This is a genomic window from Deinococcus arcticus (assembly GCF_003028415.1).
Classification (GTDB): domain Bacteria; phylum Deinococcota; class Deinococci; order Deinococcales; family Deinococcaceae; genus Deinococcus; species Deinococcus arcticus.
Genome location: NZ_PYSV01000002.1, coordinates 42,177 through 67,336 on the forward strand (window position 1 = coordinate 42,177; position 25,160 = coordinate 67,336).

General features: G+C 66.7%; 31 protein-coding genes and 1 pseudogene. 17 read left to right on the forward strand and 15 right to left on the reverse strand.

The genetic code is table 11. The features are described 5' to 3' along the window. Positions 1–57: 57 nt before the first annotated feature. On the forward strand, positions 58–552 hold the full coding sequence (locus C8263_RS02440) for a pyridoxamine 5'-phosphate oxidase family protein (protein WP_107136531.1): 495 nt from the start codon (positions 58–60) through the stop codon (positions 550–552). 54 nt (positions 553–606) lie between these two features. Here the strand turns inward: C8263_RS02440 and C8263_RS02445 are convergent, their stop codons facing one another. Together C8263_RS02445 and C8263_RS02450 are read right to left on the reverse strand one after the other, a co-directional pair. Further along, the gene (locus C8263_RS02445) at positions 607–1,080 is read right to left on the reverse strand and encodes an OmpH family outer membrane protein (RefSeq protein WP_107136532.1); all 474 of its coding nucleotides are present in this window, start codon (positions 1,078–1,080) and stop codon (positions 607–609) included. Between the two features lie 76 nt (positions 1,081–1,156). After that, positions 1,157–1,645 (reverse strand): OmpH/Skp family outer membrane protein, encoded by a 489-nt coding sequence (locus tag C8263_RS02450; protein WP_107136533.1) that lies wholly within the window; start codon positions 1,643–1,645, stop codon positions 1,157–1,159. Between the two features lie 143 nt (positions 1,646–1,788). Between C8263_RS02450 and C8263_RS02455 the strand changes: the two genes are divergently transcribed. Beyond that, positions 1,789–2,415, forward strand: a complete 627-nt coding sequence (locus C8263_RS02455; RefSeq protein ID WP_107136534.1) for a CBS and ACT domain-containing protein — start codon at positions 1,789–1,791, stop codon at positions 2,413–2,415. A 403-nt stretch (positions 2,416–2,818) separates the two neighbouring features. Here the strand turns inward: C8263_RS02455 and lysX are convergent, their stop codons facing one another. From lysX to C8263_RS02485, 6 genes are all read right to left on the reverse strand, one after another. Next, positions 2,819–3,682, reverse strand: a complete 864-nt coding sequence (gene lysX, locus C8263_RS02460) for a lysine biosynthesis protein LysX (RefSeq protein ID WP_107136535.1) — start codon at positions 3,680–3,682, stop codon at positions 2,819–2,821. Between the two features lie 75 nt (positions 3,683–3,757). Next, positions 3,758–3,931: a lysine biosynthesis protein LysW gene (gene lysW / locus C8263_RS02465; protein WP_107136536.1), complete on the reverse strand. Its 174-nt coding sequence runs from the start codon at positions 3,929–3,931 to the stop codon at positions 3,758–3,760. Positions 3,932–4,006: 75 nt separating this feature from the next. Beyond that, positions 4,007–4,342 (reverse strand): hypothetical protein, encoded by a 336-nt coding sequence (locus C8263_RS02470; protein WP_107136537.1) that lies wholly within the window; start codon positions 4,340–4,342, stop codon positions 4,007–4,009. Positions 4,343–4,351: 9 nt separating this feature from the next. Beyond that, a complete protein-coding gene (locus tag C8263_RS02475; protein WP_107136538.1) occupies positions 4,352–4,846 on the reverse strand; it encodes a LeuD/DmdB family oxidoreductase small subunit in 495 nt (164 codons plus the stop codon). Position 4,847: 1 nt separating this feature from the next. After that, positions 4,848–5,258: a RidA family protein gene (locus C8263_RS02480; RefSeq protein WP_107136539.1), complete on the reverse strand. Its 411-nt coding sequence runs from the start codon at positions 5,256–5,258 to the stop codon at positions 4,848–4,850. After that, complete coding sequence (locus C8263_RS02485) at positions 5,255–6,481, reverse strand: homoaconitate hydratase family protein (protein ID WP_233218596.1); 1,227 nt, start codon at positions 6,479–6,481, stop codon at positions 5,255–5,257. The genes C8263_RS02480 and C8263_RS02485 overlap by 4 nt, the downstream gene beginning before the upstream one ends. A 513-nt stretch (positions 6,482–6,994) precedes the next feature. Here C8263_RS02485 and C8263_RS02490 point away from each other — a divergent pair. Both C8263_RS02490 and C8263_RS02495 read left to right on the forward strand, forming a co-directional pair. Next, complete coding sequence (locus C8263_RS02490; protein ID WP_107136541.1) at positions 6,995–8,356, forward strand: esterase/lipase family protein; 1,362 nt, start codon at positions 6,995–6,997, stop codon at positions 8,354–8,356. A 124-nt stretch (positions 8,357–8,480) separates the two neighbouring features. Then, complete coding sequence (locus C8263_RS02495) at positions 8,481–9,779, forward strand: erythromycin esterase family protein (protein WP_107136542.1); 1,299 nt, start codon at positions 8,481–8,483, stop codon at positions 9,777–9,779. Positions 9,780–10,447: 668 nt separating this feature from the next. On the opposite strand, the gene C8263_RS02500 is transcribed toward C8263_RS02495, so the two are convergent. From C8263_RS02500 to C8263_RS02515, 4 genes are all read right to left on the reverse strand, one after another. Then, positions 10,448–11,980: a B12-binding domain-containing radical SAM protein gene (locus C8263_RS02500; protein ID WP_107136543.1), complete on the reverse strand. Its 1,533-nt coding sequence runs from the start codon at positions 11,978–11,980 to the stop codon at positions 10,448–10,450. A 114-nt stretch (positions 11,981–12,094) separates the two neighbouring features. Further along, positions 12,095–12,505, reverse strand: a complete 411-nt coding sequence (locus C8263_RS02505; protein ID WP_107136544.1) for a hypothetical protein — start codon at positions 12,503–12,505, stop codon at positions 12,095–12,097. A gap of 2 nt (positions 12,506–12,507) precedes the next feature. After that, the gene (locus tag C8263_RS02510; RefSeq protein WP_107136545.1) at positions 12,508–12,996 is read right to left on the reverse strand and encodes a Panacea domain-containing protein; all 489 of its coding nucleotides are present in this window, start codon (positions 12,994–12,996) and stop codon (positions 12,508–12,510) included. A 94-nt stretch (positions 12,997–13,090) separates the two neighbouring features. Next, positions 13,091–13,402, reverse strand: a complete 312-nt coding sequence (locus tag C8263_RS02515; RefSeq protein ID WP_107136546.1) for a hypothetical protein — start codon at positions 13,400–13,402, stop codon at positions 13,091–13,093. A 90-nt stretch (positions 13,403–13,492) separates the two neighbouring features. On the opposite strand from C8263_RS02515, the gene C8263_RS02520 reads away from it, so the two are divergent. From C8263_RS02520 to C8263_RS02535, 4 genes are all read left to right on the forward strand, one after another. Then, the gene (locus C8263_RS02520) at positions 13,493–15,031 is read left to right on the forward strand and encodes an L-aspartate oxidase (protein WP_107136547.1); all 1,539 of its coding nucleotides are present in this window, start codon (positions 13,493–13,495) and stop codon (positions 15,029–15,031) included. 106 nt (positions 15,032–15,137) lie between these two features. After that, complete coding sequence (nadC, locus tag C8263_RS02525; RefSeq protein WP_107136548.1) at positions 15,138–15,980, forward strand: carboxylating nicotinate-nucleotide diphosphorylase; 843 nt, start codon at positions 15,138–15,140, stop codon at positions 15,978–15,980. Then, positions 15,977–16,981 carry a quinolinate synthase NadA gene (gene nadA / locus C8263_RS02530; RefSeq protein WP_107136549.1) on the forward strand — a complete coding sequence of 335 codons (1,005 nt, stop codon included), beginning with the start codon at positions 15,977–15,979 and terminating at the stop codon, positions 16,979–16,981. Before nadC ends, nadA begins: the two co-directional genes overlap by 4 nt. A 61-nt stretch (positions 16,982–17,042) precedes the next feature. Beyond that, positions 17,043–17,564, forward strand: a complete 522-nt coding sequence (locus tag C8263_RS02535; protein ID WP_146160558.1) for a hypothetical protein — start codon at positions 17,043–17,045, stop codon at positions 17,562–17,564. A gap of 250 nt (positions 17,565–17,814) precedes the next feature. Here C8263_RS02535 and icd read toward each other — a convergent pair whose 3' ends face one another. Continuing rightward, positions 17,815–19,071, reverse strand: a complete 1,257-nt coding sequence (icd, locus tag C8263_RS02540) for an NADP-dependent isocitrate dehydrogenase (protein WP_107136551.1) — start codon at positions 19,069–19,071, stop codon at positions 17,815–17,817. A gap of 269 nt (positions 19,072–19,340) precedes the next feature. Here icd and C8263_RS02545 point away from each other — a divergent pair, with 269 nt between their 5' ends. The 9 genes and pseudogenes from C8263_RS02545 to C8263_RS02575 all read left to right on the forward strand — a co-directional run bounded on the left by C8263_RS02545 (position 19,341) and on the right by C8263_RS02575 (position 23,059). Then, positions 19,341–19,574 (forward strand): hypothetical protein, encoded by a 234-nt coding sequence (locus C8263_RS02545; RefSeq protein WP_107136552.1) that lies wholly within the window; start codon positions 19,341–19,343, stop codon positions 19,572–19,574. An 84-nt stretch (positions 19,575–19,658) separates the two neighbouring features. Next, positions 19,659–19,793, forward strand: coding sequence for a hypothetical protein (locus tag C8263_RS19785; RefSeq protein ID WP_269845086.1), 135 nt, complete (start codon positions 19,659–19,661; stop codon positions 19,791–19,793). Between the two features lie 124 nt (positions 19,794–19,917). After that, positions 19,918–20,475, forward strand: a complete 558-nt coding sequence (locus tag C8263_RS02550) for an NUDIX domain-containing protein (protein ID WP_158263725.1) — start codon at positions 19,918–19,920, stop codon at positions 20,473–20,475. A gap of 5 nt (positions 20,476–20,480) precedes the next feature. Further along, complete coding sequence (locus tag C8263_RS19190; protein WP_158263726.1) at positions 20,481–20,837, forward strand: hypothetical protein; 357 nt, start codon at positions 20,481–20,483, stop codon at positions 20,835–20,837. Then, entirely contained in the window at positions 20,834–21,034 is a 201-nt protein-coding gene (locus C8263_RS19195; protein ID WP_158263727.1) for a hypothetical protein, read from the forward strand. Before C8263_RS19190 ends, C8263_RS19195 begins: the two co-directional genes overlap by 4 nt. A 23-nt stretch (positions 21,035–21,057) precedes the next feature. After that, positions 21,058–21,261: pseudogene (locus C8263_RS19535) on the forward strand (histidine phosphatase family protein); the annotation flags it as partial. Positions 21,262–21,457: 196 nt separating this feature from the next. Next, positions 21,458–21,709, forward strand: a complete 252-nt coding sequence (locus C8263_RS02565) for a histidine phosphatase family protein (protein WP_158263728.1) — start codon at positions 21,458–21,460, stop codon at positions 21,707–21,709. 4 nt (positions 21,710–21,713) lie between these two features. After that, positions 21,714–22,280, forward strand: coding sequence for a mycothiol transferase (locus C8263_RS02570; RefSeq protein WP_107136555.1), 567 nt, complete (start codon positions 21,714–21,716; stop codon positions 22,278–22,280). After that, complete coding sequence (locus C8263_RS02575) at positions 22,277–23,059, forward strand: serine aminopeptidase domain-containing protein (protein ID WP_107136556.1); 783 nt, start codon at positions 22,277–22,279, stop codon at positions 23,057–23,059. Before C8263_RS02570 ends, C8263_RS02575 begins: the two co-directional genes overlap by 4 nt. A 157-nt stretch (positions 23,060–23,216) precedes the next feature. On the opposite strand, the gene C8263_RS18760 is transcribed toward C8263_RS02575, so the two are convergent. Together C8263_RS18760 and ftsY are read right to left on the reverse strand one after the other, a co-directional pair. Next, the gene (locus tag C8263_RS18760; RefSeq protein WP_146160559.1) at positions 23,217–23,711 is read right to left on the reverse strand and encodes a hypothetical protein; all 495 of its coding nucleotides are present in this window, start codon (positions 23,709–23,711) and stop codon (positions 23,217–23,219) included. A 439-nt stretch (positions 23,712–24,150) separates the two neighbouring features. Beyond that, on the reverse strand, positions 24,151–25,107 hold the full coding sequence (ftsY, locus tag C8263_RS02585; protein ID WP_107136558.1) for a signal recognition particle-docking protein FtsY: 957 nt from the start codon (positions 25,105–25,107) through the stop codon (positions 24,151–24,153). Positions 25,108–25,160 lie beyond the last annotated feature (53 nt).

Consider the following 25,160-nt stretch of genomic DNA (forward strand, 5'->3'; position numbering starts at 1 on the left):
TTCAGACGGTAGGAGACCTCTCAATTTCCCCTGGGGGCCCCATGCGACGGTGACGGCATGAGTGACATCACCCGCGAGGACGCCCTGAAGAAGATTGGCGCGATGATCAAGGACGTGAAGTTCGCCATGCTGACGGTGCAGAGCGACAATGGACACCTCAAGGCGCACCCCATGACCACCCAGGAAGTGGAGTTTGACGGCGACCTGTGGTTCCTGGGCGGCAAGGACACTGAACAGGTGCGCAATATGGCCGCCCGTCCGCAGGTGAACGTCAGCTATTCCAAGCCGGACAAGGGCATTTACGTGAGCGTGCAGGGCACCGCTGCCCTGGTCGAGGACCGGGCCAAGCTGGACGAGCTGTGGAATGACATGTACAAGGCGTACTTTCCGGAAGGCAAGGACGACCCGAACATTCAGCTGATCCGCATTGAGGCCCACGGCGCCGAATACTGGGAGAGCGACGGCAAGATTCGTAGCCTGCTGGGGCTGGCCAAGGGCCTGCTGACCGGCACCCAGGCCAAGCAGGGTGAGAACGAGCGCGTGTCGCTGTAAGCGGCGCAGCAAAGAGCCCCGGGGAGCACATCCCGGGGCTCTTTGCTGCGCCGTTTACTTCAGGTTCTTAATCACAGCGGGCGTGAGGTTGGTGGCCGTTTCGTTGGCATAGACCACCAGACTGGTCTGAGCGGCCACCTGCTCGTCGAAGACGATGGTGTAGCCGTTGGCCTTGGCGGCCTTGGCCACAGCGGCGTTCAGCTTGGTCGCCAGCGGCTTGAAGGCCGCGTCAATGCGCGTGGCGTAATTGTCGCGGGCACTGGCATAGGCCTGCTGCGCCTTGGCCAGCGCCTGGCGGTCGGCCGCGCTGCGGGTGGCAGCGGCCCTGGCACTCAGGTCCTGCAGCGCCTTCTGGCGGGCGTTCAGGTCGGCGGCCACCTTGGCGTTCAGGTCCAGGTACGCCTTGCTGTCGGGCAGGGCCTTGACGGCCTGCTGCACATTCACAATGGCCAGGCGGGATTTGGCCTGCTGGGCGTGGGGCACCGTGGACAGCAGGGCCAGGGGCAGAATCAACCACATCTTGTTCATGCCGGGGGGCCTCCTTGGGGGCACGGAAGAGAAAGCAGGCCCCTGGCGACGGGGGCCTGCCCAGGCCAGCGCGGCCTTACTTGACGGCTTTGGCTACAGCGTCGGTAATCTCGGCGCTGCCGTCGGCGTAGATCACGAGGCCACTCTTGGCGGCCACGTCGCGGTCCATGATGATGCTGTAGCCGTTGCTCTTGGCCACGCTTGTAATGGCACCGTCCACAGCTTTCTCCATGGCGGTGACTTTCGGCTCCATCTGCTTGTTGTAAGCATCCGCCTTGGACTGAATGGTCTTGACCAGCGTTTCACGGGTCTGTTTCTCGGCGGCGGTTGCCGAGGCGCCCTTGGCGTCAATGGCCTTGATCTGCTTGTCAATGGGACCCAGTTCGGCCTCAGCTTTCTTCTCGATTTCCTGCACATCCTTATAATTCGGGTGCGCCTGGAGAAGCTTGTCCACATCCACGAAGCCCACTTTCTGTGGCGTGGTCTGGGCGTGCGGGGCCACCGTGCCCAGGCCGAACGCGGCGGCGAGAGCCAGAGGAGCCATGACTTTGGCGCTGATCTTCATGCCCGGCAACGTAGCACGCGCCTTTCTGAGCCGAATGAAGGGCGCTGCATCCAGTTCACATGCGCCGTCAGCTGGCGGTCAGCCCAGAGCGCCTCACCGCTCCCGGGGCATCCACCCCGCAGCCCACCCCGTAGACTGCGGCCATGCTCGTACGCGATTGGATGACCCCCAACCCCATCACGGTCACGCCCGACACGCCCGTCATGGACGCGCTGAAAATCCTCAAGGAGGGCAACTTCCGCCGCCTGCCGGTGGTGGACGCAGGCGGCGGGCTGGTGGGCATCACCACCCGCAAGGACCTGAAAGACGCCATGCCCAGCAAGGCCACCACCCTCAGCGTCTGGGAGCTGAATTACCTGCTGAGCAAATTGACGGTGGCCGAGATGATGGCCCGGCCGGTGATTACCGCCGCCGAGGGCGAATATATGGAAGACGCCGCACTGCGCATGCAGGAGCATCATGTGGGCGGGTTACCCGTGCTGAACGATGCGGGCGCCCTGAGCGGCATCATCACCACCATGGACGTGCTGCGCGCCTTTACCGGCATTCTGGGCATGCGCGAGGGCGGCAAGCGCCTGACCCTGGACATGCCGGACGTGCCCGGCAGCCTGGAGCGGGCCACGGGCGCCGTGCTGCCCAGCAACATCATCAGCGTGGCCACGTTTGGCGGTGAAAACGGCCGCCGCCGCTTCGTGATGCGCGTGAGCGGCGAGGGCGTGCAGGACGTGCGCCGCCGCGTGCAGAACGCGGGCATTGACGTGCTGGATTAGACGCGCTCGATTAAAAGCCACAGCAGCGGCCCGGTCTGACACAAGAACCGGGCCGCTGCTGTGGCTGTGCATCTCTGATACGGACTGCCGTTTCATTGCCGCGCGGCCGGAACGGCACTGTCCGCGCTTCCATCTCGCGGCAATCCGCATCTTCTTCTGCTCGCTCTGCGAAGCAGCTCTCCGAGTCCGCTCGGATGGAACCGCTTTTGTCAGCGATTCATACGGGTTCCGAAAAATTCCGTAACGAGTTACGGAATTTTTTCGACCGAAGGGAGCAGGAAAAGATGCGGATTTCCGGGAATTGGGCTGGAACAGCGCCGAAGGCGGGGAACATCCGGCTCTTTCCCGGATGTTACGGAAATGAACGGAATCCGTATCAATCGGAGTCCGTACGAGCCGTGCGCTACAGCTTTGAAATTGCGTATTCACCCATCAGGCGCGGGATATTCACGCCCGTGGTGCTCACCGAGTTCTTGAATTCCATGGTGTGGTTGATCTCGATGATGGTCAGCCCGCCCCACTCGTTGTGCGCACGTGGGTCTTCCACAAGGTCAATGGCCACGATCTGACCCTGCACGGCGGCCGCAGCGCGGGTGGCCAGATCGGCCAGTTCGGGTGTGACCGGGCAGTGGCTCGCTGTTGCCCCGCGCGCCGTGTTGGTAATCCAGTGCTCGCTGGTACGGTAGATGGCGCCTATGCACTGCCCGCCCACCACAAAGGCGCGGATGTCGCGCCCCGGCTTATCCACCAGTTCCTGCACGTAGAAGATGCCGTGCTGTGGCCCGCCCAGCACTTCCTTGTGTTCAATGACGGCCTCGGCGGCGGCGCGGTCATTCAGGCGGCTGACCATGCGGCCCCACGAGCCCACGGTGGGTTTCAGGACCACCGGATAGCCCAGGTCTTCAATCAGGGCCAGGGCCGCCTCGCCGTCAAAGGCCACGCCGGTGCGTGGGGTGGGCAGCGCGGCGGCGTGCAGAGCGGCGTTGGTGGCCAGCTTGTCACCGCACACCTCGATCACGTGGGCCGGGTTGATCACCTGCACCCCAAAGCCTTCCAGCGCACGGGTGACCGCGTGGCCCCGGCTCTGGCTCACGCAGCGCTCGATGGCCACGCGCCACGGCACCCTGGCGCGGCCCGCGTCATCGAAGGTCAGCTTCAGCTGGGGCGTATACACCTTGTCGTAGGGCACGCCCAGCTCGTCGAGCGCCTCGAACAGCATCTTCTCGTCGGGACGGATACGGTCGTACAGCACGGCCAGTTCAGCCATAGGGGCTCTCCGGGGGCAACGGGGCAGCGGCGCTCAGACCGGGCACCCGGCCCACCTGAGCGCCGCCGGGCCGCGTTACTCGCCCCAGTCCTCCGCTTCCTGTGGGGCCGCAGCCAGGCGGGGCGGGTCAAGAGACACCACTTCGTATTCCACGCCGGTTTCGTCGTCAATCACCAGTTCACCCAGTTCAGGGTTGGTCAGCTCAATGGCGGCACCGGTATCAGGGTTTTCAAACACAACAGTTGACATAGCCTCTCCTTGCGTTTGTCAGGTTAGATCAGATTTTGCTTTTCGTTTGATGTTGTCTGGACAGGTCAGCCGACCCTAGGCCTGCTCCTCGGTCAGTTCCAGCTCAAATTTCACCTTGCAGTGGGGACAGGTCATGAGGCTGACTTCCGCGCCGTCCTGACTGCGGGTTGCGGGCGCGGCGGCCAGCATGTCGGGGGTCACCTCAAACTCCTCGTCGCAGTGGGGGCAGGTGGTCATAGCGCTCAGCAGGTCCAGCTCGAAATCCTCGCCGCCGCCGTTGCGGGTGACCTCCATCTCGCTGTGGCACGACGCACACACGATCACGTCGCCCACAGCCAGTTCGGCGCGGTCCTCGTCCGTGAGTTCCAGCACCTCTTCGCAGATCGGACACTCCACTTCCAGAATTGCCATGGGCCCAGTTTAGGCCGGCTCTCCCGGAAAGCGGCCGTGCTTCTTGAAGAACGCCAGAATGCTGCCCTCCTTCAGCGCCTCGCGCAGAAAGGCGGGGGGCGGCGGCAGCTGGACCGTGCCCGTGGCGTGCGCCAGCAGCCCAGCCGCCACGTTCAGCGTCACCTCGTCGCCGTCGCGCAGCAGGCCCGTCAGGTCATATTCGAAGGCGGGAATGCCCAGGTTCAGCAGGTTGCGGTAGTGAATGCGCGCAAAGCTGGGCGCCACAATGGCGCCAATCTGCAGCTTTTTCAGGGCCTGGGGGGCATATTCACGGCTGGACCCCAGCCCCCAGTTGCGCCCGCCGATCAGCACGTCGCCGGGCTGCACCTGCGCGGCAAACTCCGGGCGAAGATAGTGAAAGGCGAAGGTCTGAAAGCGGTCCTCGCCGGCCATGAACGGCGCGAACTTGCCGGGCAGGATGTCGTCGGTGTTCACGCTGTCGCCAAACTTCCAGATTCGGGGCATCTCAGGCCCTCCTTTCCAGCGGGGCCGCCGCCACCGCCTCGACTTCCACCAGCACGCCGGGCCGGAAAAAGGCGCTCACCTGCACCAAGGTGCTGGCCGGGGGCCGGGCGGTGTTCACGAAGTCGTCGCGCACGCGGCGCAGAGCAGACAAGTGCGCCATGTCCAACACGTACAGACCCAGCTTGACCACATCGGCAAAGGTTATATCGGCCGCCGCCAGCGCGTGCGCCACGTTCTGAAAACACTGCCGGGCCTGAGCCTCAAAGTCGCCGGGGCCTCCGAGTTCGCCCCCGGCATTCAGGGCCACCTGGCCGGAAATGTACAGGGTGCGGCCACCGCGCACCTCCACAGCCGGGGTATAGCCCGGAACCCGGGGCAGCGTTTCCGGCACATGAAAAATGGTCTCGCTCACGCGGCCCCCACGTCTTCGGGCAGGGCAATGCGCCCCAGCACCGCTGTGGCCGCCGCCACCGCCGGGCTGGCGAGGTAAATCTGCGCGTCCTTGTCCCCCATGCGGCCAACAAAGTTGCGGTTGCTGGTGCTCACACAGACCTCGCCGGGGGCCAGCACACCCTGGTGGCGGCCCATGCAGGGCCCGCAGCCCGGCGTGCCCAGCACGGCCCCGGCCCGCTGCAGGGTCAGCAGGGTGCCGTCGGCCATCGCCTGCTCCATCACCTCGCTGCTGGCGGGGATGACCAGCAGGCGGGTGCCCGGCGCCACCCGGTGCCCGCGCAACACGTCGGCCGCCGCGTGCAGGTCATCCAGGCGGCCATTCGTGCAGGTGCCGATGAACACCTGATCCACCTTCAGGCCGCGCAGGTCGGCCACGTTGTGTACGTTGTCCACCTCGCTGGGCGCACTCATGCGCGGGGCCAGGGCCGAGAGGTCCAATTCGATCTCGCGGACATACGCCGCGCCGGGGTCGGGGTACACCCAGCCGGGCACCTCGTACAGGTTCAGAATCTCGCCGCCGGGCACCACCAGCCCCACCTTGGCCCCGGCCTCCACGCACAGGTTCGCCAGGGTCATGCGCTCGCCGCGCGTGAAGCGGTCCCCGGCATGGATTTCAATGCTCTGGTAGGTGGCGCCGTCGGCCCCCAGCACCCGGATCATCTCCAGGGCCACGTCCTTGGCGGCCACGCCGGGGCGCAACTCGCCGTGCAAGGTGACTTTTACGCTCTCGGGCACTTTCAGCCACGTCTTGCCGCTGGCCGCCGCCAGGGCGATGTCGGTGGCGCCCATGCCGGTGCCGAAGGCCGCCACCGCGCCGTAGGTCGTGGAATGACTGTCACTGCCCAGCACAATCCAGCCGGGCCGCGCCAGCCCCTCTTCCACCAGCACCTGATGGCAGATGCCCCGGCCCACATCGAACAGGCGCACGCCGGTGCGGGCCGCGTATTCGCGCGCCTCCTTCTGCGCCTGCGCCACACTGACGGTGCTGGCCGGGGCCACATGGTCGATGACGATGCTGACCCGCTCGGGGAACTTTGGCGGCGCCTCCAGATCGCGCTCCATGCGCTCAATAAAGCTCTGGGCGATGGAGTCCACCACCATCACCCCGTCCACCTCCACCACCGCGAGGTCCCCGGCATACACCGGGCGCGCCCCGCGCTGAGAAAGAATTTTCTCCGCCATGGTCTGCGGTCTGCTCACAGCTGTCATGCCCCCATCATGCCGCCTGCGGCGATACCGAGCGTGAGATTGACTGGAATACAGCCAGAATTCTTTTCAATCAGCAAGAATTCTGGTGGAGTCTGGTGTTCAGCGAGTGGGCCAGTCATGGGAAGAACGTCGTCTGGGACGGCGGACCCACTGACGCCCATTTGCGAGCGTCTCCCTCTCGTGGTGTAAGCGGTGTCCCTCACTGCAGGGTCAACACGCCAGCCCATGTGTTGTGCCTGGACTCTGGAAGTATCCGCGCGCCTGAAGGCGGACCCGGGGACACCGCCCGCCTGGGCCCCCCCTGCCCACCAAAGCTGAGCTTTCTCACTCTTTTGAACCCGGGTCAAGACAGCGGGTCAGCTGTGTGGCACAGTGCAGCCTGTACCAAAAATTCAACCTGCCGCCCCAGGGGCGCGCCAAGACGTGGAGCCGCCGTGGCCTGCGCGGCGCACAGCTGTGTCCTGAAAGGTGGCCCCCGGGAGTCCCATGACTGGTTCACGTTCCTTCCTGCTTCTTGCCCTGACCGTCACGACTGGCCTGCTGGCCGGCTGCGCCGCTCCGGCAGCGGTGCCCGCGCCCACCCTGCAACCGGCCGCCGCCACCCCCACGCCACCCGAGCCCACTGCCCGCCCCGCGCCCCAGACGGACCTGAGCCGCACCTACCCCGGCACGCGGGGCATGGCAGCGCAGGCGCTGGACAAGAGCGTGCCCCTGATTCTGGTGCATGGGCTGGGGGGCTTCGGGCGCGACGAGGCGCTGGGCCTGCGCTACTGGGGCGGACTTCTGGACGTGCAGGCGGACCTGCGCGCCCAGGGCTACGCGGTGTTTACCGCCAGCCTGGGGCCGGTCAGCAGCAACTGGGACCGCGCCGCCGAACTGTACGCACAGATCAAGGGCGGCTGCGTGGACTACGGGGCGGCGCACGCGGCGCAGCATGGACACGCCCGCACAGACAGCGCCAAGTGCTACCCCGGCTTCTACCCGCAGTGGAGCGCGGCGCGGCCCGTGAACCTGCTGGGGCACTCCATGGGCGGCCAGACGGCCCGCACCCTGGTCAAGCTGCTGGACGACGGCCACCCGGCCAACGCGGGCAGCGGCGGCCTGTTCACGGGCGGGCGCGCGGGCTGGGTGCGCAGCGTGATGACCGTCAGCAGTCCCAACAGCGGCAGCCCGGCGGCCGACACGCTGCAGGCGGCAGTGCCCATGTTCAAGAACCTGATTCTGGCCTTTGCCGCCAGCGTGGGCGCCGCCGACCCCGAGAACTTCGTGTACAACTTCGACCTGGGCCACTGGGGCCTGAGCCGCGCGCCCGGCGAGCGCTTCAGCACCTACCAGAACCGGGTGTTCGCCTCGCGCGTCTGGACCAGCAAGGACCAGGCCGCCTGGGACCTGAGCCCCGACGGCGCGGCCGAACTCAACCGCTGGCTGGGGCGCAGCCGACATGCGCGCTACTTCTCCTGGGAAACGAACGCCACCACCCCGGGGCTGCTGACCGGCTGGCACTACCCGAACCTCACCATGAATCCGGTGCTGTCGGCCGTGGCCTTTCCCTACGCGCCGCCGCTCAGCCCGGGGCTGGGCAACATCGGCGGGCGCAGTCCGGGCGGGGCCATCACCTATGACCGGGGCTGGTGGGCCAACGACGGCATTGTGCCGGGCAGGTCCATGAACGCCCCGCTGAACGAAACCAGCGTGGCGTACAGCGGCGGCGCCACCGCGCCCGGCACGTGGTACCGCCTGGGCCGGGTGGACGGCTACGACCACATTGACATCACGGGCAACCTGTCGTTCCGGGATGTGAAGGCGTTCTACCGCAACCAGGCAGCGTTCCTGGCAAACCAGAACTGAGGACTGGTGGGCGCCGCCCCTGTCACGACCGTTGCGCTCTTTGCGGCCTGCTGTGGGCATTCGGTCAGCCCTGCTTTAGCCAGGGCTGATCCGGGGCTGGGCCACAGGCGGGCATGGTAGGGGCATGCCCTCTTCCCTGCCCGGCCTGCACCCCCTGACCGACCCGGCGGCCTCCGACGCCCTGCTGAGCCGCATCGGGGACGCCCGCTTCGTGCTCATCGGGGAAGCCTCGCACGGCACCCACGAGTTTTACCGCGAGCGCGCCGCGCTGACCCGGCGCCTGATTGAGGAGCGGGGCTTTACGGCGGTGGCGGCAGAAGCCGACTGGCCTGATGCCTCCCGCGTGAACCGCTACGTGCGCGGCCAGAAGGGCGACCACAGCGCCGAACAGGCCCTGGGGGACTTTGGGCGGTTTCCGCGCTGGATGTGGCGTAACGAGCCCGTGCGCGACTTCGTGACGTGGCTGCGCGGCCACAACGAGCGCCGCCCACAGGCGCAGGCGGGCTTTTATGGCATTGACCTGTACAGCCTGCACCGCTCCATGGACGCGGTGGTGGCGTACCTCGAAGGCGTGGACCCAGCCGCCGCGCAGCGCGCCCGGCAGCGCTACAGCTGCTTTGAACCCTACGGCAACGACCCCCAGAGTTACGGGCTGGCCACCGCTTACGGAGTGGACGAGCCCTGCGAGGACGAGGCGGTGGCCCAGCTGCTGGAACTGCAGCGCCAGAGCCACACCGCCGCCGATCCCCTGGCCAGTGACGAACTGTTCTACGCCGAGCAGAACGCGCGGCTGGCCCTGAACGCCGAGCGCTACTACCGCGAGATGTTCCGGGGCCGCCTGGACACCTGGAACCTGCGCGATACCCACATGGCCGACACGGTGGGCGCCCTGGCCGAGCACCAGCGGGCCCAGGGCCTGGAGCCCAGAATCGTGGTGTGGGCGCACAACTCGCACCTGGGGGACGCGCGCGCCACCGAGCCCGGCTGGCGCCAGAGGCAGGAGAATCTGGGCCAGTACCTGCGGCAGCGCTGGCCGGGGCAGACCTTCATTCTGGGCCAGAGCACCTGCAGCGGCGAGGTGCTGGCCGCCGACGACTGGGGCAAGCCCGGGCAGGTCAAGCGGGTGCGCCCGGCGCTGGCCGGCAGTGTGGAAGCTGCCCTGCACGAACTGGGGGTGGGCGACTTCTGGCTGGACCTGCGCGGCGACCTGCCCGGAGCCTTCCAGGGCGAGCGCCTGCAACGCTTTATCGGTGTGATCTACCGCCCCGACACCGAGCGCCAGAGCCACTACTACCATGCCCACCTACCCGCGCAATACGACGCCCTGCTGTACCTGGACCAGACCACGGCGCTGGTGCCGCTGGACCGGGACAGCGGCGGAGAAGAGGGCGAACTGCCGAACACTTACCCGAGCGGGCAGTGATTACGGACGGCCGTGCATGGCCGGACCATCCGGGAAGAAGGGGGACGTTCCGCTCCTGGGGAGCCTTCCCGGTCCACTTCCCGAAGATCCGCATGTGTGCCTGCTGGGCTGTGCAGCTGTGCGAGTCCCTCCGGTCAGAAACATTCCGTAACGTCTGACGGAAGAGTTCGGAAGCCGCATGATACGGACTGCCGTCCATTTCCGTACCATCCGGGAAGAAGGGGGATGTTCCCCGCCTTCGGCGCTGTGCCAGTCCAATTCCCGGAAATCCGCATTTATTCCTGCGCCCTCCGGTCGAAAAAATTCCGTAACACATGACGGAATTTTTCGGAAGCCGTATGACCTCCCCAGCTTCCGGGCCTGTTCCGCGTTGCCAACGCCACGAGAGAAGCGCCCCTCTCCTGCCAGTTCGGACAAACACCGTGCAGAGCAGTGCGCGCCTGCGCGCAGCACACAGAGCGCCATCACGACAAACCCCGCCACATTCGGCGGGGCTCTCGCAGAGGTTTCTTGCGGGGTCTCTTAAGTACGTTGCACCTCACGTTACGACTTTGCAGGAGAGCACCGCAAAGTCTCCACTCCCGGTGCAACGTACTTTTTTCGATACTCGCTCTGCTGCGCAGCTGTTCCAGCCCGCTCGGTTGATCTAAAGATCAACAGCGAGCTACTTAAATCGCCAGGCCCTGCGCGTGGGCGCTGACGTCCTTGCTCTCGTACTGCCCCGGCGGCAGGCCGATGGTGGGCATATTGACCTCGAATTCATCGCTCCAGCCCACTTCGTCCAGCGCCTTTTTCCAGGCACCGATGCTCTCGTTGCGGTAGATCTGGTAGGCGGCCATGCCCACTTCCGGGCCGCCGCGCGCAATCACACTTTCCACCCAGGCCCACTTGGCCGACACGTTGCGCAGTTCGGCGGTGGTGCGCAGTTCCTTCTGAATGCGCTTCATGCGCTTTTCAATGGTCTGCACGCCCGCGAAGGGGTCGGCAAAGTGCGGCGTGTGGCGCTTGGGCACGAAGGGGCTGATGCCCAGCGCGATGCGGTTGATCTTCGCCAGTTCCCTGGTGAACTCGATCAGCTCGGTGATGTCGTCGTCATTTTCCGGGCCCAGGCCGATCATCATGTACACCTTGATGCCCTTGAACCCCAGGTCGCGGCTGATATGCGCGGTTTTGAGCAGGTCCTCGGTGGTGATGCCCTTTTTCAGCCAGCGGCGCAGACGTTCGCTGGGGGCGTCGCTGGCCACCGTGAAGGTGCGCAGGCCGCCCGCTTTCAGAATCTCGGCCAGTTCGGCGTCCACGGTGTCGGCGCGGATGCTGCTCACGCCCAGCTTGATGCCGCGCTCGGTCAGGGTGCGGCCCACGTACTTGGTGTGCGGAAAGTCGCTCAGGGCCGCGCCCACCAGCCCCACCTTCTCCACCCAGTCGGGAATGGTGTCCAGCAGTTCCTGGGCCTGGTTGTTGCGGTTGGGGCCGTACATGGTGCGGGCCAGGCAGAAGGTGCAGGGGCGCGGGCAGCCGCGCTGGGCTTCCACCAAGAACATGTTGCTCAGCTCGCTGTGGGGCGTGACAATCTGGCTGTAGGCGGGCAGCAGTTCCTTGGGGGCGGTGGCCCACTTGGGCTCGTGCGTGTGGCGCGCCGGCAGGAAGATGCCCGGCACGCCGTCCACCAGGTCATAGAAGTCCTCGCGGGAGGTGGCCTCGCGCAGCGCTTCACTGATCACCGGCACAATCTGCTCGCCGTCCCCGATGATGATGATGTCGGCAAAGGGCGTCAGCGGGTAGGGGTTGGAACTGGTAAAGGGCCCGCCAATCATCACCAGGGCGTCGGAATCATCCCGCTCCTCGCGCAGGGGGCGCAGGCCCGCCACATCCAGCGTGCGGATGATGTTCGTCAGGTCCAGCTCAAAGGACACGCTCAGGGCAAACAGCTGGCAGTCTCCGGCGTCGCGCCCGGTTTCCACCGTGGGCAACGCCTGGCCGGTGCGCTCGAAGGCCTCCACATCGTCGGGCAAAAAGGCGCGCTCACAGGCCACGCCCTCTTCCTGGTTGAACATGCGGTAGATGACCTGGTAACCCAGCGAGGCCATGCCCACGCTGTAGCGGTTGGGAAAGGCCAGGGTCACGCGGATAGGGGCCTGTTTGAAGATGGTGCCGGTTTCGGCATCCAGCAGGGGTTTATAGGTGGTGCGCCAGTAACTCAAAAGTCCTCCGGGACGTGGCCCGCGCCGGAGGGAAGCCTTCAACCGTCAGGCTCAGGCGGCGCGCGTCACAATCTGCGATTTTACCGCATTTCCGCCGGTGAACTGTTGGGCGGCTCACGCCGCTGGGGGACCGGGCGGGCCAGCGGGCGCCGGGCCCTGAGGATACAGCCAGCGCAAAAACACCAGAAACAGGCCAATGACGGTGGCCGTGCTGGTGGTCAGGAACGCCACGACCACGGTGCTGTCCAGCTTGAAGGGCCGCCCGCCCAGCTGCCCCCAGCCCACCGCCAGGGTCAGCACGATGTCGGCGGCCAGCCAGCCGGCCGACAGCAGAAACACGATGGCCCCCACGCCCAGGCGCAACCAGCGCTGGTCCACCGCCTCGCGGTAACGCAGTTCCCGGGTGCGGCGCTCCAGCTCGGCCGGGGTGGGCAGGTCGCGCCGCTCGGCTTCCAGGCTGTGCTGCACCGTGCGGGCAATCGTGGCCGAGGTGCTGTCCGGGGCAGGCGGAGGCGGCCGGGTCATACTCAGGCGCTGCGGGCCAGGGCGGTGTAGTACTCGCGCGTCACCTGATCGGGAATCAGGTCGGGGGCCTGGCCATACACCTGTGACCACGGACTGCCGGGCCGGTGCGTCAGGCGCGAGAGTTCCAGCCCGTCCATCTGGCCGTAGGCGTCCCAGACGCTGCGAATGACATCCACCGCTTCAGTATCGCCGTTCAGGTCCGGCTCACCCGGCGCCACGGACAGCTGCCCCTCGATGGGCTGGGTGCCCCGTTCGCCCCACAGCTGCCACAGGCGGCGCACCACCGGGCCGCCACGCCACGCATGCACGGTGTTGTAGATCAGCGGGCGGCCCAGCAGGGCCAGGGTAAAGCCGTGGGCAATGAACACCAGTTTGTGCACCTGCATCTGGGTCAGGGGCCGGCCCTCCTGGCGGGCCAGGTCCAGAAAGGCGTTCGCCACCACTTCGGCGGCGTAGCCGGTGCGCTGCGGATTGGTGATGGCGATGGTCATGGGACGCCCTCCTTTCTGTCCTCAGCGTAACATGTCCAGGGCCGGGGCCGGCCAGCAGCGGCTCTCTCGCGGCCCGGGCGCAGCCGGCGGGGCCTCATGAACGGGGTGCGGGGGCCGGGTCCGCTGGCGTGGCAGCGGCCGGGGCGCTGGCGGCCGGCGCTGGGCGGCGCGGGCCGGCACTGGCCAGCACCCGCGTGCCGGGGCGCCACGCACTGGCCACGAAATATACCAGCCCCGAGAGCAGCCCCGTCACCAGCACGAACCACAGCAACCGCCCCAGCACGCCGGCGGCGCCCACGATAAAAATGCCCAGCCCGGTGAGCAACTGGCCCAGCAGCCACACCAGCGCCAGCGCCGTCACCGCCAGCAGCACCACGCCCGCCAGGGCCAGCAGAACGCGCGTCATGGCGGCAGTCTAGCAGCGTGGCCGCAGGGTCAGCTGTTCAGCGCCGCAGTGACACCTGAGCGGGTCCCGGCTGCCCTACCCTGAACAGTCGTGAAAACGGTGGAAACCGAGCTCTTGGTGGTGGGCGGCGGCGTGGCCGGAGCCTACGCCGCCCTGACGGCGCGCAGCTACGGCGCGGACGTGCTGCTGGCCTGCAAGGGCGCGCTGAGCGGCGGCTCGACGCGCTGGGCCCAGGGCGGCATTGCCGCGCCCCTGGAGAGTGGCGACGAGGCCAGCCACGCCGCCGACACCCGGAAGGCCGGCCGGGGCCTGTGCGAACCCGAGACAGTGGGTGTCTTCGTGCGCGAGGCCCGCACCCAGGTGGAGATCCTGCGCGACCTGGGCGTGACCTTTTCCCCGCAGGTGACGCTGGAAGGCGGGCACAGCCGCGCCCGGATTCGCCACACCGGCGACGCCACCGGGCACGCGGTCAGCCTCGCCCTGAGCGCCGCGCTGCGGGCGGGTCAGGGCCCCGCGTTACAGGTGCAGGAAGGGGCCTTTGTGCAGACCCTGCGCTGCTCGGGCGGGCGGGTGGTGGGCGCCGATCTGCTGACCCCGGCCGGGCCGCTGCGGGTGCGGGCCGGCGCGGTGCTGCTGGCCACCGGGGGCTTTGGGCGCCTGTTCGGCGTGACCACCGCGCCGCCCGAGGGCACAGGCGACGGCGTGGGGCTGGCCTGGGCGGCGGGCGCCTGCCTCCGTGACCTGGAATTCGTGCAGTTTCACCCCACCGCCGTGGTGCGCGGCGGGGAGGCGCAGCTGGTGACCGAGGCGGCGCGCGGCGAAGGCGGACAGCTGCTGAATGCCCGGGGCGAACGCTTTATGCCCCGCTACGACGAGGCGCTGGAACTGGCCCCGCGTGACGTGGTGGCGCGCGCCATTGCCGCCGAGATTGCGGCCACCGGCGGCGTGTGGCTGGACCTGCGCCACCTGGGCGAGGCGTTCGTGCAGGCCCGCTTTCCCACCGTGACCGAATCGCTGGGCCGCTGGGGCCTGAACCCAGGCACCGACCCCATTCCGGTCTGCCCGGCCGTGCATTACACAGTGGGCGGCGTGCAGACCGATGTGGACGGCCGCGCTGGGGTGCCGGGCCTGTACGCGGCGGGCGAGGTGGCCTCCAGTGGCCTGCACGGCGCCAACCGGCTGGCCAGCAACAGTCTGTCAGAGGGTCTGGTGTTCGGTGCGCGGGCCGCCCGCGCCGCCCTGGCCGAGTTGCGCACCCCGCACGGGGACGGCGAGGCGCCCCCCTTTACCGGAGTGGACCCCGCCTGCCTGCCCAGGCTGCGCGCCGTGATGGACCGGGCGGCGGGCCTGCGCCGAAATGCAGCGGACCTGGAAGCCGCGCTGGCGGACTGGACGTGGCCAGCAGCGCCCGGGGTCACCCGCGCCAGCCTGGAAGCCGGGCACCTCGCCACCCTGGGGGAATTGCTGCTGCGCGCGGCCCTGGCCCGCGAGGAATCACGCGGCGGGCACTGCCGCACCGACTTTCCTGCCGAGGCCACGCCACCCAGACACGCGGTCTGGGGGCACAGCAGCGCGGGCCAGCCGGTCCTGCGCGAGGTCCCCGTGGGGCCGGCTGTGGGGGCCCGGTGAACGGCGCGCAGGTGTGCCCGCCCGCTTCCGGCGAATGCGCTAGGGTTCTGCCCGTGCGTTCTCTCCTTCCTTCTTCCCCGCTGCCTTTTCCTGCTCCGGGCCGGTCATGCTGAGCCTGGATGACCGCCTGCACGCCGCCCTGGCCGAGGATATCGGGCGCGGCGACGCCACCACGCGGGCCACCATTCCCGCCCATCAGCCCGCCCGCGCCGAATTCCTGCTGAAAGAGCCCGGGGTGCTCAGCGGCCTGGGGGTGGCCGCGCGTGTGTTTGCGCTGGTGGATGAGCGGGTAAGCGTGACCTGGACCGCCCGCGACGGCGAGGCGCGCGAACGCGGCGTGTTCGGCACCCTGGTGGGCCCGGCGCGCAGCCTGCTGACCGGCGAGCGGCTGGCCCTGAATCTGCTGCAGCGCCTGAGCGGCGTGGCGACCCAGACACGGCGGTACGTGGACGCGCTGGGGGAAGGCCACACGCGCCTGCTGGACACCCGCAAGACCACGCCGCTGTGGCGTGACCTGGAAAAGCAGGCGGTGCGCCATGGCGGCGGCTTCAACCACCGCGCGGGGCTAGACGACGGCATCCTGATCAAGGACAACCATGTGGCGGCGGCGGGCGGCATTGCCGAGGCGATTCGCCGCGCCCGCGAATACGCCTACCTGCTGAAGGTGGAGTGCGAGGTGCCGGACCTGCCGGGGCTGGACGAAGCCCTGCGCGCGGGTGCGGACCGCGTGCTGCTGGACAACATGAGCGACGCCCTGCTGGCCGAGGCGGTGGCCCTGCGTGACCGCGTGGCCCCGCACGTGACCCTGGAAGCCAGCGGCAACATGACCCTGGCGCGACTGCCCCGCGTGCGAGAAAGCGGCGTGGACTTCGTGAGCGCCGGCGCCCTGACCCATTCGGCCCCCGCCCTGGACATCAGCCTGAACTTTCTGCCCAAGGACCAACCATGAAGAGCCCCAACGAACCCACCCTGGTGGTGCCGCGCCCCCAGGTGCCGCACCGCGACCTGCTGCAGCTGCAGGTTCTCCCTGACGAAGCCCAGTTGCGCGCCGACATTGAGCGCCTGCGCCGCGAGAAGAACGCGGTCATCCTGGCCCACAACTACCAGCGCCCGGAAGTGCAGCAAATGGCCGACTTCGTGGGCGACTCGCTGGGCCTGTCGCGCCAGGCCGCGAAGACCGACGCCGAGGTGATTGTGTTTGCAGGCGTGCACTTCATGGCCGAAACCGCCGCGATCCTGAACCCGGAAAAAACGGTGCTGCTGCCGGACCTGCGCGCGGGCTGCTCGCTGGCTGACACGCTGACCGCCCAGGGCATCCGCGACTGGAAGGCGGGGAATCCTGGCGGGCTGGTCGTCACCTACGTGAACACCACCGCCGACGTGAAGGCGGAAAGCGACTACTGTGTGACCAGCGGCAACGCCGTGCAGGTGGTGCAGAGCCTGCCGCAAGGCATGCCCGTGCTGTTTGCCCCGGACCGTTACCTGGCCGCCCACGTGATCCGCGAAACAGGCCGCCAGATGGACGTGTGGGACGGCGCCTGCCACGTGCACGAGGCCATCCGCCCCGAAGACGTGCAGGGCCAGCAGGCGGCCTACCCGGACGCCGAACTGCTGATTCACCCGGAATGCGGCTGCTCCAGCAAGATTCTGGGGACCATTCCTGAACTGCAGCTGTACTCCACCGAGGGCATGATTGGCCGCGCCAAAACCAGCCCCGCGCAGGCATTCATTGTGGTCACCGAAACCGGGATGGTCACGCGCCTGGAAAAGGACGTGCCGGGCAAGACCTTTATTCCGGTCAGCCGCACCGCCTGCTGCGAATACATGAAGATGATCACGCTGGAGAACATCCGCGACAGCCTTGTGAACCTGCAGCCGCGCGTCACCGTGCCCGAGGAGATTCGCGTCCGGGCCCTGAAGCCCATTGAACGCATGTTGGCGATTGGATAGAGGACAGAGCAGCAGGCTCTGACCAGTGGAGGCCTTCCGGTGCGCAGAGTCATCGCGAACCGTGACCTTTGATGACTGGACGCTTTACCTCGTCTTTGCTGGCTATTTTTTGGGGGCGATTCTGTGGTTTCTCAACCGTTGGGTTGGAGGCGCGCTGCTGGCCGCCGGAGCACTGGGCACTTTGCTGAGCCCAACGCTCTTGGAAGACGTTGGGGTCTACCTGTCCAAGCTGTTCGTTGCCCTTGTTTGTGGGGCGGCCCTGGGCTTCTGGTGGTTCGGCAGACGCCAGCGCCCAGATTCGAATCCTGCCCCCGCGCCTGAGCCGCCGATCACCGAGGCGCAACGAGAGGCCAAAAACGCGCAAATACGCCTGATGATTGGCGGCCTTTTCTGGTCAGGGGCACTGTCCTTCAGTCTAGAGATAGGCAGGAACGCGAATCCACTGATGGCCGTCCTCTTTGCTCTGTTCTTTTTCAGCCTGGGGGGCATCTTCCTGCCAGGTGCCCTCTCTGTTCGTGTGGCTCTTGCCGCCGTTCTCGCCGGTCTGGCAGCTCTGGTCGGGCTCGCCCTGGGCCCGGTTTAATACGGCTTCCGAAAAATTCCGGAACACATTACGGAATTTTTTCGACCGGAGGGACTCGAAGAGCTGCGGAGCAGAGAAGGAACAAATGCGGATTTCCGGGAATTGGAGGAACATCCGGCTCTTCTCCGGATGTTACGGAAATGGACGGAATCCGTATAAGTGGATTTCCTGGTTGCGCCACCGGAGTGAACCCGAAGGAAGCGGGCGGGAGGCTTTCGCCCCCGCCCGCTCCGCACTGGCCTTCTTTGGCTTACGCCTTGCTGGCCTTGATGTTCTCGATGATGCGGTCAGCAAATTCGCTGGTCTTCACCTCGGTGGCGCCGTCCATGCCACGGGCGAAGTCGTAGGTCACGGTCTTCTGCTGAATGGTGGCGTCCAGGCCCTTCAGGATCAGGTCGGCGGCCTCGGTCCAGCCCATGTAACGCAGCATCATCTCGCCGGACAGAATCACGGAGGAGGGGTTGATGACGTCCTTGTTCGCGTATTTGGGCGCGGTGCCGTGGGTCGCCTCAAAGATGGCGTGGCCGGTGACATAGTTGATGTTGGCACCGGGCGCGATGCCAATCCCGCCCACCTGCGCGGCCAGCGCGTCGGAGATGTAGTCGCCGTTGAGGTTCAGGGTGGCGATCACGTCGTAGTCGGTAGGGCGCAGCAGAATCTGCTGCAGGAAGTTATCGGCAATCACGTCCTTGATGACGATGCCGTTCGGCAGCTGGCACCAGGGGCCGCCGTCAAGCTCCACGGCGCCGAATTCGCGCTTGGCCAGTTCATAGCCCCAGTCGCGAAATCCTCCTTCCGTGAACTTCATGATGTTGCCCTTGTGCACCAGCGACACGCTCTTGCGGCCGTTGTCAATGGCGAACTGGATCGCGGCGCGCACCAGGCGCTCGGTGCCTTCCCTGGACACCGGCTTGATCCCAAAGGAGCTGCTTTCGGGGAACCGGATCTTCTTGACGCCCATCTCGCGCATCAGGAAGCCGCGCATCTTGTCGGCCTCGTCGGTGCCGGCCTTGTACTCGATACCCGCGTAGATATCTTCCGTGTTCTCGCGGAAGATCACCATATTCACGTCACCCGGACGCTTGACGGGGCTGGGCACGCCCTCGAAGTACTGCACCGGGCGCACGCAGGCGTACAGGTCCAGTTCCTGGCGCAGCGCCACGTTGATGGAGCGGATGCCGGTGCCCACCGGGGTGGTCAGCGGGCCCTTGATGCCGAAGAGGTACTCGTTGAAGGCATTGATGGTGCCCTGGGGCAGCCACTCGTTCTCGCCGTAGACTTCCAGGCTCTTTTCGCCGGCGTAGACTTCCATCCACTCGATCTTCTTCTCGCCGCCGTAGGCCACTTCCACGGCCGCGTCCAGCACCCGCACGCTGGCACGCCAGATGTCCGGGCCGGTGCCGTCGCCTTCCACAAAGGGAATGATGGGGTGGTTGGGAACGGTCAGCTTGCCGCCTTGCATGGTGATCTTCTCGCCCTGCGTGGGTACCTTGATGTGCTTATCCATGTCGGCCCTACTGTACTCCACCCGGTGAAAATCAGCCTTGGTGTGGCTGTTACCCGAACGGTTTAGACGCGGTTCAAGAACAGATGGGCCGCGGGGGAAACCGCAGGCCTTTCCGGCTAAGTCGTTCGCTGTTGAGCCCCCGGCACATGAAGAAAACGCCCTGGGAAGCCTGCATCTTGGCTGAAGGGCGGCTCACCTGCAGGGGGCGGCGGCGCGGCACGCTGGGAGCACCCATACCGGGAATTCAGCCCTCAGGAGGACCTGACCCTATGACTGACAAAAGCACTCCTGGGAACATGCTGGACGCCGCCAAGGCCAAAGTGAACGAAGCCGCCGACCGCGCACGCGAAACGGGACACAACGTGGCCCACGCTGTCACAGGCGACGTCCACCACAAGGCCGAGGCCCTGGAGGACCGCGCGAAGGCCGAGGTTCACAACAACCAGGCCCACGCCGAATACAGCGAAGGCAAGCGCGAAGCCACCGACGGCGACGGCCGCTAACGCCTGACCCTGCCCTGAGCCAGCGCCCCTTGCGGCGCTGGTTTCTTCATGCCTGCGCGCGCCCGGCCCGGTACACTGCCGGGCATGACCCGACTCAGGGGAGGCCCCACGCGCCGGAAAGAATGCCGCCCCAGTATTGCCACCATCCCCATTCACACCGCGTTTGTGCTGGGCCAGCACTCGCGCACGAAGGTCACTGAAAGGGCGGTCAAGGGATGATGCGGGGCTCCTCTGACTCCAAAGCAGATTGGCAGCAGCGCAGATACGCTTTTCCATCGCTGGAGTCCCGTTTTTGCTTATGTTCGCTCGGCTCACGTTCGCCTTCGGCTCACCTGAGTTCCGTATGAGGTGGGGCCGCAAGACCCAGCGCTTTTACGTGAACGCGCGGGCGATTATTGAGCGAGAGCATGCTGGGACGCGCGAGGTTCTGCTGCAACAGCGCGCCAAACCTGGTGAGCCCCGGACCATGGAACTGCCAGGCGGCCAGCTGGACCTGTTCGAGGGCATCACCCAGGCCCTGGCCCGCGAGGTGCGGGAAGAAACCGGCCTGACCGTGACCGCCTTTCTGGATGATCTGAACCGCACCCATACCGTCACCCCGGGCGCCGAGGTGGAATGCCTGACGCCCGCCTTCGTGTACCAGACGCTGCGCGGCCCGGTGGACAGTGTGGGTTTCTTTTTCCGGGTGCAGGCGACCGGTGAACTGATCCGCCAGGGCGACCACGCGCAGGGGCACGTGTGGTTGCCATTCCCGCAGGTGCGCCGGCAGCTTGATCATGACCCGGCGCACTTCAACTGGCTGACCCAGGCGGCCCTGCGGCACCTGTTCGCGCACGCCTGGCGCGAACAGGCCACCCGGCACACCTGCCCAGACACCAGCGACACGAACATGGCAGGATGAGCGCCATGAAACATCTGCTCCTGGCGGCCGGTCTGCTGCTGAGTGCGTGCACCACCACCCAGCCACCCTTTGTGCCTGCCGTGCTGGGCGTCGAACTGCCCGCCAGCATCGGCGCCACAGCGTCTCTGCCGGTGACGGTCACCGTGGACCTCGCCTGTGGCCGCTTCGACGGCTACACCACCGAGCGCACCCGCAACCAGCTGTCCATACAGGTGCGGGGCACGCAGCCAGAGGGCGCCGTGTGCGTGGCTGCGGTCCGGCCTCACACGTTCACGTTCACGGATTCGGGGGCCTTGCCGCGCACCGGTCCCTTTCAGGTGCTCGTTGGTGGCCGGGTCTGGGGCACTGTCGAGGTGCAGTGAGCGGCGGCCCCTTGATCTTCCCGGTGCCCTCTTGCACCCTGAATTGCCAGTGGGCTGGGGTGGCGCCGTGCCACCGCACGGCGGGCGCACTGGCCGCGTTTGCGGCCTGGGCAGTGTTGCAGCGCAGCAGGAATGGGCGCGCGGTGGACGTGCAGGCGCTGCAGGCCGGGAGGCGGGCGCGCGAGGAAAACCTTTGACTGCCCTGCCCCCCGGCACCCTCTTGCTGGTTCGCCACGCGAAGGCAGCCGGACAGGCCCCAGCGGCGCCGCTGACCCCGGCCGGGCAGGCCGCCGCGCAGCAGCTGGCCGGGCGCCTCATGGCCCTGGGGGTCACGCGGATCGTCAGCAGTCCGTGGGAGCGGGCGGTGGACACCGCGCAGCCGCTGGCTGACGGCCTGGGCCTGCCTGTTCACACCGACCCGCGCCTGACTGAGCGGGTGCTCACCGGCCATCCGGTGAGCTGGTGGAGGGGCGCCCTGCGCCTGAGACGGATTGCCGTCCATTTCCGCAACATCCGGGAAAAAGAGGGATGTTTCTCCAATTCCCGGCAATCCGTTTCTGTTCCTGCTCCCTCCGGTCGGAACAATGCCGTCACATGTGACAGCATTGTTCGGAAATCGTATGAGCTTCCATCTCCCGACCCTGCGCTTTCCGGGCGGCGAGTCTGGTCATCAGGCACAGGCCCGGATTCAGGCCGCCCTACAGGATGCCCGCGACCCGGCAGGCGTGAGCGTGGTCGTCACCCACGGCAATCTCCTGACCCTGGGGCTGAACCTGCGTTTTGCGGACTGGGCAGCCCTGCGCAACCCGGATGTCTGGCTCTGGGTGCCCGGCACCCGGCCCCGGCGCCTGGACCCAGAGCCGCTACCCTGAGGGCATGACCACCTTTCCCCAGCTGGCCACCACCCTGAAAGCGGACCGGGCCTTTCAGATCCTTACCGGGCCGCCGGCGCCGTTCACGCCGCAGCTGGCCGCGTTGGCTGACATGCTTGTCTATGCCCGCCTGACCACCCTGCAGGCGGTGGCCGGCATGACCCCCGGGGAACTGGACGCTGTGCCCCCGGGCCTGGGCAACTCCTGCGGAATGCTGCTGGCGCACCTGGGGGCGGTTCACCGGGCCTATCACGCCCTGAGCTTTGAAGGCCATGACCCCTACGACACCGACGCCTACGCCCCCTACCGCGCGGCTCTGGACCTGGGCGAGGCGGCGCGCGAAACGATCCGGGGCCACGAGCTGGCGTGGTACGAGGCCGAACTGGAAGCCACCCTGAACCTCACCCTGACCGGCCTGGCCGCCCGGGACGACGCGTGGCTGGCCGGGCCGGTGCCGGCCGATCCCACCATGAACCACCACTGGGCGTGGTTTCACGTGATGGAAGATGAGGTCAGTCACCGGGGCCAGCTGCGGCTGATTCGCCGCCTGCTGCGCGAGCAGGGCCCATGAGCCGCGCGTTTTCCGCCGCCGACCCCCACGCCACACCCACGACGGGCGGCGCGCCGTACACCGTCGAGCGCCGCGTGCTGGCCGGGGTGCCCTGTCTGGTCGAGCGGCCCCCAGAGGGCCAGCCGGTGCGCGCCCTGTGCGTGGTGTACCACGGGGCCTGGGCCGCCAAGGAGGGGAAGCTGGGCGTGTACAGCGCCCTGAGCGAGGCGGGCGCGGCCGTGCTGCTGCCCGATAGCGCCCTGCACGGCGAGCGCCAGGGCGACACCCCGCCCGGCCTGAATGCCCGCGAATACGTGTGGGAGAGCGTGCGCCGCACGGTGGCCGAGGCCCCGGCCCTGCTGGACGCAGCCCAGGCGCTTTACGGCGAGGTACCCGTGTGGGTGGTGGGGTCCAGCATGGGCGGTTACGTGGCGCAGACCCTGGGCCGCACGGAGCCCCGGGTGGCCCAGGTGGCCGCGCTGATCACCTCTGGCGTGTGGCACGAGCCAGAGGTAACCCGGCCCAGCCTGCTCGCCTTTCTGGACTGGCACCGCCCCCTGACCCACGCGCACGATCTGGCCCCCACCCCGCTGCTGCTGGCCAGCGGCGAGGCGGACCCGGTGTTTGCGCTGGAGACCCACCACGCGCCCACCGCCCAGGCGTACCGCGCGGCCTATACCGGGCACCCGGGCCGCTTCCAGGCCCGCACCTACCCCGGCGTGGGCCATTACACCAGCGTGCGCATGCGCGACGATGTGCTGGCCTTTTTCCTGAACGGCGGGAGCGACGGAAGGGACTGATGCACTCTACTGCCTGTTCTCCCCACCCGCTTGTTCTCCTTTTATCTTCGGGTTCAATCATTCTTACAAAACGATGAAAGCGGAAGAGCTGCCGAGCACCACAGAGCGTCTCGTGCCGAGCACCTCCATAGAGCGGTTCATCAAGCAGGGTGAGGGCTCAGTCAGTAAGACGAGCGACCTGAGAGAAGCCACCATACGTATATTCATCCAGAAGCTCTACAGCAGGGACCTCAGGGGCCGTGCAGGGCCACGCCAACAGCATCAGGATGTTCACGGCTCGCTGCTGACATTCACTGGCATCCGTTTGAAGCTCGCGCCAGGCTAGGGTCTCAAGCCTGGTTCTCAAGTCAGCGATGAGCGCTCCGACCTTCTCCATATCGTCCTTGCCGGAAAGAGTAAGAAGCGTGAACTCCGGATCGTTCTCCCAGAACTCTGGTAGAAAGGTGAAGTCTTGCAAGAACAACAGCATCAAATGCATCGGATGATCGCATTCAACCAGATAACCGTTATCCAAAGTGATGCGGCCGTCGAAAGTGTAAGGGAGATTTTTCTGTCGCTCAGGCGCAGCCAGTGCAAGAAACTGAAGAGAGAGTTTGAGATAAGGGGTGCTCCACTGAGGCTCTGAAGACTCCACAGGATCAGAGGAAGTCATAATTCTGGAGTCACCCGATGTCTTCTATGCCCACACAGGGCGGGCAGTGAAGCCCAAGGGCGCTGTTTCCGAAAACATTGGCATCTCACCATCTCTTCAGACCTTGGTGGTCAACCATCGCGCTACAGCTGGGAAGGCAGTAAAAATGCAGGCCATCTTCTGTAAAACGAAAGGGCCTGATGACTTGATGCTTGACGCAGGTCCGCCGAATGTCACGCCCTGCTCGGTTGTTGTCGAACGGCAGCTGCTCATTCTGTAGAAAGCGCAAGTCTTTATCTGCATGCCCGCTTCGCTCAACTTCATTGTCAGGTAAGGCGTGGGGTGCGGAATAGGGGGGGGTATTCAGCGCAGTTTACACGAGTGCGTCAAACCGTCGTGGGAACGTGGCCCTGCGCTCTTCAGTCAGATTGCCTGTTTTGTCCTTGCGGCAGAGCAGCCCTTACTCGCGCGGAATGTTCACGTCGAACAGGGCGCGCACGAACTCGCGGCTGTCAAAGGGCTGCAGGTCGCCGGCCCCCTCCCCCACCCCAATGAACTTGATGGGCACGCCCAGTTCCCGCACGATAGGCACCAGGATGCCGCCCTTGGCCGTGCCGTCCAGCTTGGTCACGATCACGCCGGTCAGGGGCGTGGCCTCGTGGAATTTCTTGGCCTGTTGCAGGCCGTTCTGACCAGTCACGGCGTCCAGCACCAGCCACACCTCGGTCGGCTCGCCGGGGTCGGCCTTGTCAATCACGCGGCGCACCTTTTTCAGCTCTTCCATCAGGTTGTGCTTGTTGTGCAGGCGGCCGGCGGTATCCACGAACAGCAGGTCCGTGCCGCGCGCGGCGCGCGCACTGGCGCCGTCAAAGGCCACGGCGGCCGGGTCACCGCCGTCCACGCCCTGCACCACGGGAATGCCCAGGCGCTCGCCCCACACGCCCAGTTGCGCGCCCGCCGCCGCGCGAAAGGTATCGCCCGCCGCGAACATCACGCTTTTGCCCCGGCCCCGGTAGTACTGGCCCAGCTTGGCAATCGTGGTGGTCTTGCCCACCCCGTTCACGCCAATCACCATCACCACGTGCCCCCGGGGATCCACGGCGCTGCGCCGGGCATCGGGGGTAAAACCCAGCTTGCGGAAATCGGCGCGGCGGCTGTCGGGCTCCAGTTGCAGCGTCAGGGCGTCCATCAGGGCCTGCTGCAGGTTCTTGCCCTCGCTGGCGCGAATGTCCTCCAAAATCTCTTCGGTGGCGGCGCGGCCCACGTCGGCGGCAATCAGGGCGTATTCCAGGTCCTCAATGGTCTCCAGGCGGTTCGTGAACACGTCCCGGACATCGGTGCCCAGGAAACCGGCCGTGTCGTTGATCTGCTTGCGGGTCTTGCTCAGCCCGTCGCGCAGGCGCTCCAGCCAGCTCACGCGCGGACCTCGGGGCGGGGGGCGGTCTTGGTCATGGCCCCACCATAGCGCCC

What these genes read in the sequence shown, in the direction of transcription:
- C8263_RS02575 (WP_107136556.1), top strand. Translation starts at nt 22,277, where the DNA reads ATGAGCCGCGCGTTTTCCGCCGCCGACCCCCACGCCACACCCACGACG.
- C8263_RS02550 (WP_158263725.1), top strand. Translation starts at nt 19,918, where the DNA reads ATGAGGTGGGGCCGCAAGACCCAGCGCTTTTACGTGAACGCGCGGGCG.
- C8263_RS19785 (WP_269845086.1), top strand. Translation starts at nt 19,659, where the DNA reads ATGACCCGACTCAGGGGAGGCCCCACGCGCCGGAAAGAATGCCGCCCC.
- C8263_RS02545 (WP_107136552.1), top strand. Translation starts at nt 19,341, where the DNA reads ATGACTGACAAAAGCACTCCTGGGAACATGCTGGACGCCGCCAAGGCC.
- C8263_RS02450 (WP_107136533.1), bottom strand. Translation starts at nt 1,645, where the DNA reads ATGAAGATCAGCGCCAAAGTCATGGCTCCTCTGGCTCTCGCCGCCGCG.
- C8263_RS02440 (WP_107136531.1), top strand. Translation starts at nt 58, where the DNA reads ATGAGTGACATCACCCGCGAGGACGCCCTGAAGAAGATTGGCGCGATG.
- C8263_RS02455 (WP_107136534.1), top strand. Translation starts at nt 1,789, where the DNA reads ATGCTCGTACGCGATTGGATGACCCCCAACCCCATCACGGTCACGCCC.
- nadA (WP_107136549.1), top strand. Translation starts at nt 15,977, where the DNA reads ATGAAGAGCCCCAACGAACCCACCCTGGTGGTGCCGCGCCCCCAGGTG.
- C8263_RS02495 (WP_107136542.1), top strand. Translation starts at nt 8,481, where the DNA reads ATGCCCTCTTCCCTGCCCGGCCTGCACCCCCTGACCGACCCGGCGGCC.
- C8263_RS02570 (WP_107136555.1), top strand. Translation starts at nt 21,714, where the DNA reads ATGACCACCTTTCCCCAGCTGGCCACCACCCTGAAAGCGGACCGGGCC.
- icd (WP_107136551.1), bottom strand. Translation starts at nt 19,071, where the DNA reads ATGGATAAGCACATCAAGGTACCCACGCAGGGCGAGAAGATCACCATG.
- lysX (WP_107136535.1), bottom strand. Translation starts at nt 3,682, where the DNA reads ATGGCTGAACTGGCCGTGCTGTACGACCGTATCCGTCCCGACGAGAAG.
- C8263_RS02490 (WP_107136541.1), top strand. Translation starts at nt 6,995, where the DNA reads ATGACTGGTTCACGTTCCTTCCTGCTTCTTGCCCTGACCGTCACGACT.
- C8263_RS02470 (WP_107136537.1), bottom strand. Translation starts at nt 4,342, where the DNA reads ATGGCAATTCTGGAAGTGGAGTGTCCGATCTGCGAAGAGGTGCTGGAA.
- C8263_RS02485 (WP_233218596.1), bottom strand. Translation starts at nt 6,481, where the DNA reads ATGGCGGAGAAAATTCTTTCTCAGCGCGGGGCGCGCCCGGTGTATGCC.
- C8263_RS02445 (WP_107136532.1), bottom strand. Translation starts at nt 1,080, where the DNA reads ATGAACAAGATGTGGTTGATTCTGCCCCTGGCCCTGCTGTCCACGGTG.
- C8263_RS02565 (WP_158263728.1), top strand. Translation starts at nt 21,458, where the DNA reads ATGAGCTTCCATCTCCCGACCCTGCGCTTTCCGGGCGGCGAGTCTGGT.
- nadC (WP_107136548.1), top strand. Translation starts at nt 15,138, where the DNA reads ATGCTGAGCCTGGATGACCGCCTGCACGCCGCCCTGGCCGAGGATATC.
- C8263_RS18760 (WP_146160559.1), bottom strand. Translation starts at nt 23,711, where the DNA reads ATGACTTCCTCTGATCCTGTGGAGTCTTCAGAGCCTCAGTGGAGCACC.
- C8263_RS02515 (WP_107136546.1), bottom strand. Translation starts at nt 13,402, where the DNA reads ATGACGCGCGTTCTGCTGGCCCTGGCGGGCGTGGTGCTGCTGGCGGTG.
- C8263_RS02510 (WP_107136545.1), bottom strand. Translation starts at nt 12,996, where the DNA reads ATGACCATCGCCATCACCAATCCGCAGCGCACCGGCTACGCCGCCGAA.
- C8263_RS02475 (WP_107136538.1), bottom strand. Translation starts at nt 4,846, where the DNA reads ATGCCCCGAATCTGGAAGTTTGGCGACAGCGTGAACACCGACGACATC.
- C8263_RS02505 (WP_107136544.1), bottom strand. Translation starts at nt 12,505, where the DNA reads ATGACCCGGCCGCCTCCGCCTGCCCCGGACAGCACCTCGGCCACGATT.
- C8263_RS19190 (WP_158263726.1), top strand. Translation starts at nt 20,481, where the DNA reads ATGAAACATCTGCTCCTGGCGGCCGGTCTGCTGCTGAGTGCGTGCACC.
- lysW (WP_107136536.1), bottom strand. Translation starts at nt 3,931, where the DNA reads ATGTCAACTGTTGTGTTTGAAAACCCTGATACCGGTGCCGCCATTGAG.